General features: G+C 70.5%; 9 protein-coding genes. 3 read left to right on the top strand and 6 right to left on the bottom strand.

The window, feature by feature from the left end; genetic code table 11:
* Positions 1–90: 90 nt before the first annotated feature.
* From OG963_RS33940 to OG963_RS33915, 6 genes are all read right to left on the bottom strand, one after another.
* Complete coding sequence (locus OG963_RS33940; RefSeq protein WP_093774934.1) at positions 91–678, bottom strand: hypothetical protein; 588 nt, start codon at positions 676–678, stop codon at positions 91–93.
* Positions 675–1,793, bottom strand: a complete 1,119-nt coding sequence (locus tag OG963_RS33935) for a ParA family protein (protein ID WP_030917911.1) — start codon at positions 1,791–1,793, stop codon at positions 675–677. Before OG963_RS33935 ends, OG963_RS33940 begins: the two co-directional genes overlap by 4 nt.
* A 369-nt stretch (positions 1,794–2,162) precedes the next feature.
* Complete coding sequence (ald, locus tag OG963_RS33930) at positions 2,163–3,278, bottom strand: alanine dehydrogenase (protein WP_371800340.1); 1,116 nt, start codon at positions 3,276–3,278, stop codon at positions 2,163–2,165.
* A gap of 144 nt (positions 3,279–3,422) precedes the next feature.
* Entirely contained in the window at positions 3,423–5,486 is a 2,064-nt protein-coding gene (locus tag OG963_RS33925; protein WP_319326718.1) for a tetratricopeptide repeat protein, read from the bottom strand.
* Between the two features lie 200 nt (positions 5,487–5,686).
* On the bottom strand, positions 5,687–6,313 hold the full coding sequence (locus OG963_RS33920; RefSeq protein WP_030917902.1) for an NUDIX hydrolase: 627 nt from the start codon (positions 6,311–6,313) through the stop codon (positions 5,687–5,689).
* An 88-nt stretch (positions 6,314–6,401) separates the two neighbouring features.
* Positions 6,402–8,075: a CTP synthase gene (locus OG963_RS33915; RefSeq protein ID WP_030917899.1), complete on the bottom strand. Its 1,674-nt coding sequence runs from the start codon at positions 8,073–8,075 to the stop codon at positions 6,402–6,404.
* 408 nt (positions 8,076–8,483) lie between these two features.
* Between OG963_RS33915 and OG963_RS33910 the strand changes: the two genes are divergently transcribed.
* From OG963_RS33910 to OG963_RS33900, 3 genes are all read left to right on the top strand, one after another.
* Entirely contained in the window at positions 8,484–10,286 is a 1,803-nt protein-coding gene (locus OG963_RS33910; protein WP_319326995.1) for a glycoside hydrolase family 15 protein, read from the top strand.
* Between the two features lie 125 nt (positions 10,287–10,411).
* Positions 10,412–11,821 carry an FAD-binding oxidoreductase gene (locus tag OG963_RS33905; protein WP_371799780.1) on the top strand — a complete coding sequence of 470 codons (1,410 nt, stop codon included), beginning with the start codon at positions 10,412–10,414 and terminating at the stop codon, positions 11,819–11,821.
* A 95-nt stretch (positions 11,822–11,916) separates the two neighbouring features.
* Positions 11,917–13,560, top strand: a complete 1,644-nt coding sequence (locus OG963_RS33900) for a PucR family transcriptional regulator (protein WP_319326708.1) — start codon at positions 11,917–11,919, stop codon at positions 13,558–13,560.
* The last annotated feature ends 68 nt before the right edge of the window (positions 13,561–13,628 follow it).

Below are 13,628 nucleotides of genomic sequence, written 5' to 3'. Positions count from 1 at the left end.
GCGGGGATACGGGCGGGCGATGTGCCGTACGGAGACGGCCGGGCAGCTCGGCAGCGGCCCCCCGGGCAGGTTACCGGCCCGCCGTACCGGTCAGCGGCCGCGCAACCGCCGTACGAGGATGCTTGCGTCACCCCGCGACTCCAGGTCGGCGAGGACCACGGCGACCGCCTCGCGGACGATCCGCCCACGGTCGACGGCGAGCCCGTGCTCGCCGCGCAGGACGAGCCGCGCGTGTTCGAGGTCCATCAGTTCCTCGGCCGAGACATAGACGGTGATCTTCTCGTCGTGGCGCTCCCGGCCGCTCGGCCGCCGGTTCGCTCCGCGCCCGCCTCCGCGCCTGCGCTGCTGCTGGACGGCTGGAGCCTCCTGCTGCGTCCCGGACGAGGGCTGGGGCCGACGGCCCGCCTGAGCGGCTGCCGCCCGGTCGTTCTCCCCGCCACGGCTCCGGGAGTCTCCCGTGTCGGCGTCCGCCGCCGAATGTTCCTCCCCCGACGTCAGGGTCCCGGATCCACCGGCCTCGGCCGCTCCGGACCCGTCCGCCGTGGAATCGCTCTCACCGGCCGGAGCCGGAACCCGCGCCTCGCCGTTCGCCTTGCGCCGCCGGTCCGCGGGGGACGAGGACTGCAGCCCCATCCCCCCGGTGGTACGGAACAGTTCGTCGGCCCCGGGCAGACTCACTCGGCGTGACACCGGGCGAGCACCTCCCTGGCGAGCTGGCGATAGGCGGCTGCACCGACCGAGTTGGAGGCGTACGTGGTGATGGGCTCGCCGGCGACCGTGGTCTCCGGGAAGCGCACCGTGCGCCCGATCACCGTGTGGTAGACGTGCTCGTCGAAGGCCTCGACGACCCGCGCGAGGACCTCGCGGCTGTGCACCGTACGGGAGTCGTACATGGTGGCGAGAATGCCGTCGAGCTCCAGCTCCGGGTTGAGCCGCTCCTGCACCTTCTCGATGGTCTCGGTGAGCAGTGCCACACCACGGAGTGCGAAGAACTCGCACTCGAGCGGCACTATCACCTTGTGAGCAGCCGTCAGGGCGTTCACCGTGAGCAGGCCCAGCGAGGGCTGACAGTCGATCACGATGTAGTCGTAGTCGGCCATCAGCGGCTTCAGGGCGCGCTGCAGCGTGGACTCCCGGGCCACCTCACTGACCAGCTGCACCTCGGCGGCCGACAGGTCGATGTTGCTCGGCAGCAGGTCCATGTTGGGCACGGCGGTCTTCAGGAGGACCTCGTCGGCCGACATGCCCCGCTCCATGAGCAGGTTGTAGACCGTGAGGTCGAGCTCCATCGGGTTGACGCCGAGACCGACGGACAGGGCCCCCTGCGGGTCGAAGTCGACGAGCAGGACACGGCGTCCGTACTCCGCGAGCGCGGCACCGAGGTTGATGGTCGACGTGGTCTTGCCGACGCCGCCCTTCTGGTTGCACATCGCGATGATCTTCGCGGGACCGTGATCGGTCAGCGGGCCCGGGATCGGGAAGTAGGGCAGAGGCCGGCCGGTCGGGCCGATCCGCTCGCGGCGCTGGCGGGCAGCGTCGGGCGCGAGGGTGGCCGCGTACTCCGGGTCGGGCTCGTACTCGGCGTCGGGGTCGTAGAAGTGCCCCTGGGGCACCTCGTCGAAGTCGGCGAAGTGGGCGGTCTCTCGGCCACTCTCGTTGCCGGCCATGGCGTTCACGTTTAGGCCGTCCATCATCTGGGGGGCTGTCGTCATGTGCTGGTGGGTGGCGAAGGTGCGGACAGCGACGGAGCCGACAGCCTCCAGCCCGATCGGGCTCTGGCCCCGTGCAGGCATCCCTGGTTGAACACCCCCGGGAGTAAATGTCGACTCATTCACAAGTCGTCTTACCTCCTTGGACGTGACCAGGAAACTTATCGATAGGTCAGCGTGACACCATGCCGACGATTGGCGACTCTATGGCGTGTCACCGGTTCGCAGCAACACAATCCGCCGGACCCGGCCCGATGTGTCGGCAATCGAACACCCGCCTGTCAAGGGTGCACGGTCGCTCCGGCGCACCATTCACGGGTGCTCGAAACGGGTAAAGGGTTACGTTCAAGGCAAGTTGCGCAAGGCTCTCACAGTGACCCGACATGCGTCCGGCCGGACCTTGCTCGGCAAGGTCCGGCCGGACGCGTGAGGTTGACGAAAGATGTTGACCCGTCAGCCGAGAAGTGTGCTCAGCTCGACGTGCTCCAGACCGTGCGCCTCCGCCACCTCGCGGTAAACCACCTGGCCCTCATGGGTGTTGAGGCCCTTGGCGAGCGCGGCGTCACGCCGAAGCGCCTCGGTCCAGCCGCGGTTGGCGAGCTCCAGGATGTACGGCAGCGTGGCGTTGGTGAGCGCGTACGTGGAGGTGTTCGGCACCGCTCCCGGCATGTTGGCGACGCAGTAGAAGACCGAGTTGTGGACCATGAAGGTCGGCTCGGCGTGCGTCGTCGGGTGCGAGTCCTCGAAGCAGCCACCCTGGTCGATTGCAATGTCGACAAGTACACTTCCGGGCTTCATCTTGGCGACGAGCTCGTTGGTGACCAGCTTCGGAGCCTTCGCGCCGGGGATCAGCACGGCACCGATGACGAGGTCGGCCTCGATGACCGCCTTCTCCAGCTCGAAGGAGTTGGAGACGACCGTCTTCACCTTGGTACCGAAGACCTTGTCGGCCTCGCGCAGCTTGTTGATGTCCCGGTCGAGCAGCGTGACGTGGAAGCCGAGACCGACGGCGATCTGTGTGGCGTTCCAGCCGGAGACACCGCCACCGATGACGACGGCCTCGGCGGGTGCGGTACCCGGGACGCCACCCGGCAGCACGCCGCGGCCACCGACCGAGCGCATCAGGTGGTACGCACCGACCTGCGGGGCCAGCCGGCCCGCGACCTCGGACATCGGGGCGAGCAGCGGCAGCGCGCGGTTGGCGGTCTCGACGGTCTCGTACGCGATCGCCGTGGTGCCGGACCCCAGCAGCGCGTCCGTGCACTCGCGGGAGGCGGCGAGGTGCAGGTAGGTGAAGAGCGTCTGGTCCTTGCGGAGGCGGTGGTACTCCTCGGCGACCGGCTCCTTGACCTTGAGGAGCAGGTCGGCGGTGGCCCAGACCTCGTCGGCGGTGGGGAGGATCCGCGCCCCCGCGGCGACGTACTCCGCGTCCGTGATCGAGGACCCTGCACCGGCGTTCTGCTCGACGACGACCTGGTGGCCGTGGCGGACGAGCTCATGCACACCGGCGGGCGTGATGGCCACGCGGAACTCGTTGTTCTTGACTTCGCGGGGGATGCCGACCTTCACGTCGATCACGGTCCTTGACTCAGAGGGTTACTCCGGGCATAGAGGTGCATACCCGGATACACACAGTGTAAATGGAGACACCGCGAACGTACGCGGCAGAGCCAGTTTAATGAAGGGCTTCTCGCTGTCTAGCCTTACAAAGCATTAATTTTCAGTCGACCCACTACGGATTTCGCAGGCTGGCTCATCCTTGCCCAGCAGTCTCTGCGCCGTTCCGCGGTGCAACCCGGCCGCAGCCGGGTCGCCGAGCCGGTCGAGCGTGTCGGCCAGCCGGAGCTCCAGCGCGGCCTGCAGCCGTACGTCCTTGGCCTGCCGCGCCCACTCGACGGCCTCCTGGCAGGTGCGCAGCGACTCCTGCGGCCGTCCCGCGTACTCCTGCACCCGGGCGGCCTCGCTGAGTGCCCGCGCCTGTGCGGCGAGATCGCCGAGCCTGCGGTACACCGCCGCCGCGGCCCGCCAGTTCCGGAGCGCCTCGCCGTACTGTCCGGCGTAGGTGTGGACGGAGCCGAGCCGCCCGTACAGCCGCGCCTCGTCGGCGAGCTCGCCGTGGGTGAGCCGCTGCGCAAGCGCCCGGCCGTACCAGTCGGAGGCCCGGTGGAAGTCCCCCAGCTCGGCGTAGGCGCCTCCTACGGATTCCATCGCCCTGCCCGTCGCGTACGGGTCCTTCGCCGCCCGTCCTGCGTCCAGGGCTGCCCGATAGCGGGTCAGCGCCTCCCGCGTGCGGCCGGTCCTGGCGTCCAGATCGGCGAGATTGAGCAGTGCGGCAGCCCGCTCGCGGGGCAGATCGCGCCGCTCGGCGACGGCCAGGACGAGTCCGTGCAGACCGTACAGATCGGATGCCGCGGCCTCGGTGCCCTGATGCACGGCCAGCGCCCGCACCAGGGCGGCCACCAGCCTCCGCGCCAGGGTGTCGAGTTCACCGTCCTCCACGGCGATCCGGGCGGCGGCGAGCAGGGCCGGACGGCGGATCCGCAGCCAGGCGGCGGCCGCTTCGGGGTGTGGAAAGCGCAGCGAGCGCGGCAGTCCGGCGAGCTTCCGACGGGCCTCGGAACCCTCCGGGTCGGTGATCGCCCGGCAGGACTGGAGCTGACGCACGGTCCGCTCCAGCAACCGGGCCCTGGCGAGCTGGATCTCGGCCGGCCGGTCGCGGTCCGCGAGCAGGGCCTGCAGCAGCGGGGCGAGGCAGCCGGGCACCTCGTACTGCGGCACCTCCGCGCCGTTGGTACGGAGCAGGCCCAGCCGGACGAAGTCGTCGAGGGTCGACTGGGCGGCCGAGACCGAGCAGCCTGCCAGCGCGGACGCGGTGTGGGCGTCGGCGAGCCCTGCGGGGGCGAGCGCGAGCAGTCGCAGTATCCGGCCGGCGGTCTGCGGCAGGGACTCGTAGACCAGCCGGAAGGCGCGGGCCAGCGGGCGGGCGCCGGTGGGCTGGTCGGCGTCGTCCGGCAGCTCGCGCAGCTGCTTGGTGACATCGGCGACCGATGCCATGGGGTGGGCGGCGAGCCAGCCGCCGATCATGACCAGGGCGGCAGGCTGTCCACCGCACTCCTCGGCGAGGCTCTCGGCGGTCAGCGGGTCCACCGTGATCCTTACCTGGCCGATGGCGTCGGCCAGCAGCTGGACGGCGGAGCCCTTGTCGAGGCCGCCGATGGTGCATGGGCGGACGCCGGAGATGCCGGTGAGCGGGCCTTGCGCGGTGGCGACCACCAGGCAGCCGGGATTGTCCGGCAGCAGCGGGTCGACCTGTTCGGCGTCGGCCGCGTCGTCGAGCAGCAGCAGGACGTGCCGGTCGGCGAGGGCCTCGCGGACCAGCTGGGACAGTTCGTCCCCGTCCGCGCCGGGCGGCCCGGCGACCTCCAGCTGGTCGAGGAGGTCCCGGGCGGTGCGTTCGGTGGGGACGGGGGCGCCGCCGAGGTCGGTCAGCCTGACCCGGAGCAACCCGTCGGGGTAGTCGCCGGTGTCCAGCAGTGCGCGGGTGAGTTCCTCGGCGAGTGCGGTGCGCCCGGAGCCGGGGCGTCCGGCAATCAGCAGGACCCTGGCACGGGCCGCTTTGCGCCCGGCCAGGGTGTCCAGTCCGGCCCGTTCGATGTCGGCCTTGAGCTCCTTCAACTCGCGTTCGCGGCCGAAGAATTGGCGTGGTGCGGCGCCGGACGGCCCCTCGGTCCCCGCCGCCGATGCCGGGCCGCTGGTGTCCACCACCTGATCCGTCACGGGCCACGCTCCACTTCGCTGCACGCGTTGCCCGCCGGGACTCCGGCCAGGGCATTCCGAGCGTAGTTCAGGCGGGTACACGAACACGGTGGAGCGCGGCGGACAGGTCCCTCGATCGGATCAGCATTTTGTCCGACCAAAGGACCTCTGTTCGCCGCAACGGACCGTCAGGTCCGGCGAACCGCCGGACCGACGGGGCCTCAGACCTCGAACGGCCTGGCCGGCCACGGCGCCTCCGCCGGCCGCAGCGAGTCGATCCCGTCACCGGCGAGCACCGCCGCGAGCGAAAGAACGCCCACCACGAGGCAGTTGTTGTGCAGCTCCCCGGCGAGCACCCCCCGCACGAGCTCCTTGACCTCCACCCGGGCCAGCTCCATGTCGGCCTCCTCCTCGGAGACCTCGAAGCGCTCGCCGTCGGCCTCGGAGAGATTCCGGGCGAGGAAGATCCGTACCGCTTCGTCGCAGCCGCCGGGCGTGGTGTAGACGTCGGTCAGCACCCGCCAGTCCTCGGCCTTGACGTACGCCTCCTCGTAGAGCTCACGCTGCGCCGCGTGCAGCGGGTTCTCACCGGGGACGTCGAGCAGGCCTGCCGGGATCTCCCAGAGCTTCTGCCGCACGGGGTGCCGGTACTGCCGCAGCACGAGGACCCGGCCCTCGTCGTCGAGCGCGAGCACGGCGACCGATCCCGGATGGACCTGGTAGTCGCGGCGCACGACGGAGCCATCGGGCATCACCACGTCGTCGGTGCGGACGCTGGTCTTGTTGCCCGTGAAGGGGGTCCCGGTCGCGGTGACCAGCCACTCCTCGGGCGTGTCCTGGATACCCATCTACGTCCTCCCACAAAAAACAGAAACCGGGGCACGGACCCTCGTGGATCCGTACCCCGGTCAACGGTAACGCCTGTCTGCCGTCGGACTACTTGCCCGACGTGGTGCCCTGCTTGCCGGCGGTCTTGCGCTCGACAGCCGCCTTGACCAGGCCCGCGAAGAGCGGGTGCGGGCGGGTCGGCCGGGACCGGAGTTCCGGGTGCGCCTGGGTGGCGACCAGGTAGGGGTGCACCTCGCGCGGGTACTCGACGTACTCGACGAGCTTGTTGTCCGGGGACGTGCCGGAGAAGACCAGACCGGCCTTCTTCTCCAGCTCGGCGCGGTAGGCGTTGTTGACCTCGTAGCGGTGGCGGTGACGCTCCTCCACGTACGGCTGGTCGTCGTACGCCTCACGGACCAGCGAACCCTCGGCGAGCTTCGCCGGGTACAGGCCGAGCCGCATGGTGCCGCCCAGGTCACCGGCGCCCTCGACGTATGCGAGCTGCTCCTCCATCGTCGAGATGACGGGGTGGGAGGTGGCGGCGTCGAACTCGGTGGAGTTGGCGTCGGGGATCTCGGCGAGGTTGCGCGCCGCCTCGATCACGATGCACTGCAGGCCGAGACAGAGGCCGAGCAGCGGCACCTTGTTCTCGCGGGCGTACTGGATGGCGCCGATCTTGCCGTTGACGCCACGGTCGCCGAACCCGCCCGGGACGCAGATCGCGTCGACGTCGGAGAGCTGCCCGGCGGCGCCGGCCGGGGTCTTGCAGTCGTCGGAGGCGACCCACTTGACCTTGACGCGGGCCTTGTTCGCGAAACCGCCGGCCCGGATGGCCTCGGTGACCGAGAGATACGCGTCGGGCAGGTCGATGTATTTGCCGACGAGCGCGACGGTGATCTCGTGGTCGGGGTTGTGGACGCGGTCCAGCAGGTCGTCCCAGGTGGTCCAGTCGACGTCGCGGAACGGCAGGTCGAGCTTGCGCACGACGTAGGCGTCCAGGCCCTCGGTGTGCAGCACCTTGGGGATGTCGTAGATCGACTTGGCGTCCACGCAGGCCACCACTGCGGCCTCGTCCACGTCGCACATCAGCGAGATCTTGCGCTTGATGGCGGTCGGTACGTCACGGTCGGCGCGCAGCACGATCGCGTCCGGCTGAATACCGATGTTCCGCAGCGCCGCGACCGAGTGCTGGGTGGGCTTGGTCTTCAGCTCGCCGGACGGGCCGATGTACGGCAGCAGCGAGATGTGCACGACGAAGACGTTGTCCCGGCCGACCTCGTGGCGGACCTGGCGGACGGTCTCCAGGAACGGCAGCGACTCGATGTCGCCGACCGTGCCGCCGACCTCGGTGATGACGACATCGACGTCGTCGGTGGCCATGCGGCGGATGCGGTGCTTGATCTCGTTGGTGATGTGCGGGATGACCTGGACGGTGTCACCGAGGTACTCGCCACGCCGCTCCTTGGCGATGACCTGCGAGTACACCTGACCGGTCGTGACGTTGGCGGAGCCGTCGAGGTCGACGTCGAGGAAACGCTCGTAGTGGCCGATGTCCAGGTCGGTCTCGGCGCCGTCGTTGGTGACGAACACCTCGCCGTGCTGGAACGGGTTCATCGTGCCGGGGTCGACATTGAGGTACGGGTCGAGCTTCTGCATCGTGACCCGAAGGCCCCGCGCCTTGAGCAGGGCACCCAGGCTGGAGGCAGTCAGACCCTTGCCGAGGGAAGAGGCGACACCCCCGGTGACGAAGATGTGCTTGGTCGTCGTGGATGTGGGCTGCATAGCCAAAGGGGGCTCCCGTGGTCGCTGATCTTGAGGTGCGTACCGGCGTTGCCGTTCGGAGAGTCCGAAGGTGCCGTCGCTGCGGTTCGGGGGCCTCGTCCGCTGTCGCTGACGACCACCGGTCCACGGGCTACCAGGGTATCAGCGACTGGGGGAGCCTGCTTCCGGCCACACCCGGCGCACCAGCCTCGCAAGATCACCACACCGTGTTCGGTCCCCACCCGTTCGGCTCAGATGTGTTACCTGGACCGTCGCGCGGATCATGGACGTGCGTCGTATCCTGCTCGGACACTCGCAGCCGGGCGACCCATTCAAGCCCTCGGCTCCCCACAACAACCCCTTGAAACGACCTTTTTACCCGCAGTAAGCGCCCCACGGGGCGACGTGGCCGTTCGACTGGAGATGCACGTGGCCGGGCGCATCGAGGATTACGCACTCATCGGAGACATGCAGACCGCCGCACTGGTCTGCCGGGACGGAACGGCGGACTGGCTGTGCCTGCCCCGCTTCGACTCGCATGCCGTCTTCGCGGGACTGCTGGGTACCGAGGAGCACGGCTTCTGGCGCCTGGGCCCCGCGCACGCGGAAGGGTCCGAACCACCCGTCGCGGACCGGCGGCGTTATCGCGGCGACTCCCTGATCCTGGAATCGGAGTGGGACACGCCGCGCGGCACGGTCCGGGTGACCGATTTCATGCCCCCACGTGACAGCGCACCGCAGCTGATCCGGATCGTGGAAGGGATCAGCGGCCGGGTGTCGATGCGCTCCGAGCTGCGGATGCGGTTCAGCTACGGGCGGGTGATCCCGTGGGTGCACCGGGTCGACGGCCGTACGGTCGCGGTGGCCGGCCCGGACTCCGTCTGGCTTGACACGCCCGCCGACACGTTCGGCGAGAACCTGACGACGTACTCCGACTTCACCGTCGCACCGGGCGACCGGATCGAGTTCACCATCAGCTGGCAGCCCTCGCACCGGGAGCCGCCCGCGCTGCCGGACCCCGCGGGCGCACTGGAGGCGACCGAGGACTTCTGGCGCGAGTGGGTCGAGCAGTGCACGTACCACGGCCCCTATCGGGAGGCGGTGGTCCGCTCGCTGATCACGCTGAAGGCCCTGACGTATGCCCCGACCGGCGGCATCGTCGCCGCGCCGACCACCTCGCTCCCGGAGGACATCGGCGGCTCGCGCAACTGGGACTACCGCTACACCTGGCTGCGTGACGCCGCGATCACCCTCTCCTCCCTGCTGCGCACCGGCTACCGCGAGGAGGCCCGCGCCTGGCGTGAGTGGCTGCTGCGGGCGGTCGCGGGTGACCCGGAGAACCTGCAGATCATGTACGGCATCGCGGGCGAGCGCGAGCTGGGCGAGGCCGAGCTGGACTGGCTGCCCGGTTACGAGAACTCCGGCCCGGTCCGGGTCGGCAACGGCGCGGCGAACCAGCTGCAGCTCGATGTGTACGGCGAGATCACCGAGGCACTGCATCTCGCACACATGACGGGCCTGACCCGCAACGACTACGCGATGGGGCTCCAGCTCAAGCTGATCGAGTATCTGGAGAACCACTGGGACGAGCCGGACGAGGGCATCTGGGAGGTGCGCGGACCGCGCCGCCACTTCGTCCACTCCAAGGTGATGGCCTGGGTCGCCGTCGACCGCACCATCAAGCTGATCGAGTCCGGGGACACCGACGGGCCGTTGGAGCGGTGGCGCGAGCTGCGCGACGACATCCACCGCGATGTCTGCGAGAACGGCTACGACAAGGAACGGAACACCTTCACCCAGTCCTACGGGTCGAAGGAGCTGGACGCATCGCTGCTGCTGATCCCGCAGATGGGCTTCCTGCCGCCGGACGACAAGCGGGTGATCGGCACGATCGAGGCGATCCAGCGGGAGCTGTCCACGGAGGACGGGTTCGTGCTGCGCTACCCCACCACGGGCGAGACCGCGGGCGTCGACGGCCTGGAGGGCGACGAGGGCGCGTTCCTGGCGTGCTCGTTCTGGCTGGCGGACGACCTGGCGATGATCGGCCGGGTCGACGAGGCACGCCAGCTGTTCGAGCGTCTGCTGTCGCTGCGCAACGATCTGGGGCTGCTGGCGGAGGAGTGGGATTCGCGGCTGCAGCGTCAGGTGGGGAACTTCCCGCAGGCCTTCAGCCACGTCCCCCTGATCGACACGGCGCTGCGGCTGACCGCGAGCGGGGCCTACGTCGGCTGACCGAACGGTGGCGTGGCAGGACCGTGTCCGACGGCCGGTGCGGGCCGGGCGGGGCTTCGCGGCCCCGGCCCGAGGGACAGCCCTTACGATGGAACTGACCTGTCACGCCCTCGGAAGGGGGCATCATGACGCCCCGCACCACCGGCATCAGCAGTGGGACGGACCGTGCTCTGGACGGTCTGCGCCGGGACTTCACCGGCGCGGTCCTCGCCCCCGGTGACTCCGCGTACGACGAGGCGCGCACGGTCTTCAACGGCATGATCGACCGGCGGCCCGCGGTGGTCGCCCAGTGCGCGTCGGAGACCGACGTGGCACGGTCCGTGCGGTTCGCCCGCGAGCACGGTCTGGAGATCGCGGTCCGTGGCGGCGGCCACAGCGTCGCGGGCATGTCGTCCACCGACGGCGGCCTGGTGGTCGACCTGCGCCGCATGAACGGCGTGACCGTCGCTCCGGCCGACCAGGCGGCACGTATCGGCGGTGGCGCCCTCATCAGGGACCTGGACCGGGCCACCCAGGCGTACGGCCTTGCGACCACCGGTGGCCGGGTCTCCACCACCGGCGTGGGCGGCTTCGTGCTCGGCGGCGGCTCCGGCTGGCTGGAGCGCAGCTTCGGCCTGGCCTGCGACAACCTGGTGGCCGCCGAACTGGTGACGGCGGACGGCAGCACCGTCCACGCGAGCCTCGACGAGAATCCCGAGCTCTTCTGGGCCCTGCACGGCGGCGGCGGAAACTTCGGCGTCGTCACCTCCCTCACACTGAATCTGTACGAGCTGCCCGCCATGTCCTACGTGATGCTGCTGTGCCGCCCCGAGGACGGGCCCGAAGTCATGCGCGCCTACCGGGACTTGATGGCCTCCGCGCCGGACGGGGCGGGCGGTGCGTTCCTCTACTTCACCGCACCGCCGGAGGACTTCGTACCGAAGCACGTGGTCTCCACGCTCATCTGCGCGGTCCTGGTCACCTGGACGGGTCCTCCGGGCGAGGCCGTCGACGTGGCCCGGCCGGCCCTCGACATCGGCCACGAGGCGGAGGTGATCTCCGACATCCGTTACGCGGAGCTGCAGTGCATGCTCGACGATCCGCCGGGACTGCGGAACTACTGGTCCGCCGAGCATCTCGACAGTCTCCCCGACGAGGCGGTCGATCTGTTCTGCGCCCGCGCCCCCGACATGCCGGTCCCCTCCAACTCGCAGCACGTCCTCTTCCCGATGGGCGGCGCGGTGGCCCGGGGCCCCGCCGACTACCCGGTGCCGTGGCGCACCGCCCCCTGGGCGGTACACCCCTTCGGCGTCTGGGAGAGCCCGTCCGACGACGAGCGCGGCAAGCAGTGGGTGCGCCGGTTGCGCGCCGACGTCCGCCCCTGGTCCAGCGGCGCCGTCTACCTCAACTTCATCGGGCGCGAGGGCGAGGACCGGGTCGTCGCCGGACTCGGCGTCGAGAACTACGCCCGCCTCGCCGCGGTCAAGGCCGCGTACGACCCCGACAATGTGTTCCGCCTCAACCACAATGTCGAGCCCGCCTCCGTCGCCCGATGAACTCCCCCGACGACGCCCTCCCTTCATCCGGCCGGTACCTTCCTGGTCAGGGCGACAGACCGCCCCACGCGAACGGAAGCACGAGGCCCGAACCAGTGGAGAACCAAGGCGGCATCACCGTGCAGCGCGCCCTCGAGCTGCCGGGGCTGCGCAGCGGGCTCCCCGAGGTGGTGGCGGGCGCGGACCGGCTGGGCCGCACGGTGCGCTGGGTGCACGCGGGCGAGGTCCCGAACATCGCCTCGCTGCTCAAAGGCGGTGAACTGCTGCTCACCACCGGCCTGGGGCTCGGCACCCGGCCCGCCGAGCAGCGCGCCTTCGTGCGCAGGCTCGCCGACCGGGGCATCGCCGCCGTGGTGGTGGAGCTCGGGCCGCGGTTCAACAGGCTGCCCGCCTCGATCGTGGACGCCGCGCGGGCCGCCGGCCTCCCACTCGTACAGCTTCACCGCGAGGTGCCGTTCGTGACGGTCACCGAGGAGATCCACACCGAGATCGTCAACGGTCACTACGCACTGCTGCGGCAGGCCGAGGACGTGCACCGGCGGTGTACGGAGGCGCTGCTCGGCGGCGGCGGGATCCCGCAGGTGCTCGGCATCCTGGCGGACTTCAACGCCAACCCGGTCTTCCTGGAGACGCCGGACGGTCAGCTGCTGTACGCGGCGGGCCCCGGCTCCGGCCCGGTCTCCGCCGATCCGCTCCAGATCTGGGACGGGATGCGCGGTGGCCGGGCGGCCCGCGAGACACCGCCCACGGGCGCGGTACTGGTGGATGTGCCCGGCGGCGGCCCCGGAACCGGTGCGGTACGGGCCAGGCTGGTCCTGCTCGCCGTGTCCGGGCCGCTGGTGACCGTGCACCGGATGGCTGCCGAGCGGGCGGCCGGCATTCTCGCCGTGGTGCTGATGCAGGCCCGCCAGGAGGAGGAACTCGCCGCCCGCGGCCGCGGCGACTTCCTGACGGACCTCGCGGAGGGCCGGATCACGCCGGAGGACGCGCCCGCGCAGGCGCGCGTACTGGGCTTCAGGCCCGGCGAGGCGCCGTTGCTGCCCGTGGTGATGCGACTGGCCCCCGAGCTGTCCCCGTCGGGCAACTGGGCGCTCCTGGCGCGCGCGGTCCTGGAGGAACTGTCATCGGTGGGGGTGCCGGTACTGCTCGGCGTAAGGCCCGTGGAGGGCCGGGTTCCGCTGCTGCTCGGGCTACGGTCCGAGACGGAGCGCACGGCGGTGGCCGACCGGGTGGCGGCCGCGTTGCGGGCAGGCGTCGAACGGGCCGGTCTGGAACGGGCCGGCTCACATCCGCCGGTCGTGGTGGTCGGGGTCGCGGGTGGCTGGGCGGCCGCCGGAGCGGGACTGCGACACGCCGCGGAGACGGCGACCGCCGCGCAGGGCCTCGACGACCGGCCCTGGTACGACGCCCGGCGGCTCGACATCGACCTGCTGCTGTGGCGGCTGCGGAACCACCCGGACCTGGCGGCCTTCGTGGACCGGGCGATCGGCCCGCTGCGCGACCACGACCGCACGTCGCGCCCACCGCTGCTGCCCACCCTGGAGTCGTATCTCGCCCACGCGGGCCGCAAGGCGGAGACGGCACGCGACCTGCACCTGAACCGCCAGACGCTCTACAACCGTCTGGCCCGCATCGGCGAACTGCTCGGCACGGACCTGGACGACCCCCAGACGGTCCTCGCCCTGAGCCTGGCCCTGAGAGCCCGCCGCCACGCCGCACCGGGCCCGTCCGGCAGTTGAGAACGGAACAGCGACCGGGACTCAGAATTGAGACCCGGTCGGCGACGGAGGACGAAGCGGCCACCGGG

It is taken from the genome of Streptomyces sp. NBC_01707, assembly GCF_041438805.1.
Taxonomy (GTDB): domain Bacteria; phylum Actinomycetota; class Actinomycetes; order Streptomycetales; family Streptomycetaceae; genus Streptomyces.
This window is presented reverse-complemented; position numbering and strand designations above follow the sequence as displayed.

Bases quoted from the DNA above. Each gene is read 5' to 3' on its own strand.
- OG963_RS33915 (WP_030917899.1), bottom strand. From the start codon at position 8,075: ATGCAGCCCACATCCACGACGACCAAGCACATCTTCGTCACCGGGGGT.
- OG963_RS33920 (WP_030917902.1), bottom strand. From the start codon at position 6,313: ATGGGTATCCAGGACACGCCCGAGGAGTGGCTGGTCACCGCGACCGGG.
- OG963_RS33905 (WP_371799780.1), top strand. From the start codon at position 10,412: ATGACGCCCCGCACCACCGGCATCAGCAGTGGGACGGACCGTGCTCTG.
- OG963_RS33935 (WP_030917911.1), bottom strand. From the start codon at position 1,793: ATGCCTGCACGGGGCCAGAGCCCGATCGGGCTGGAGGCTGTCGGCTCC.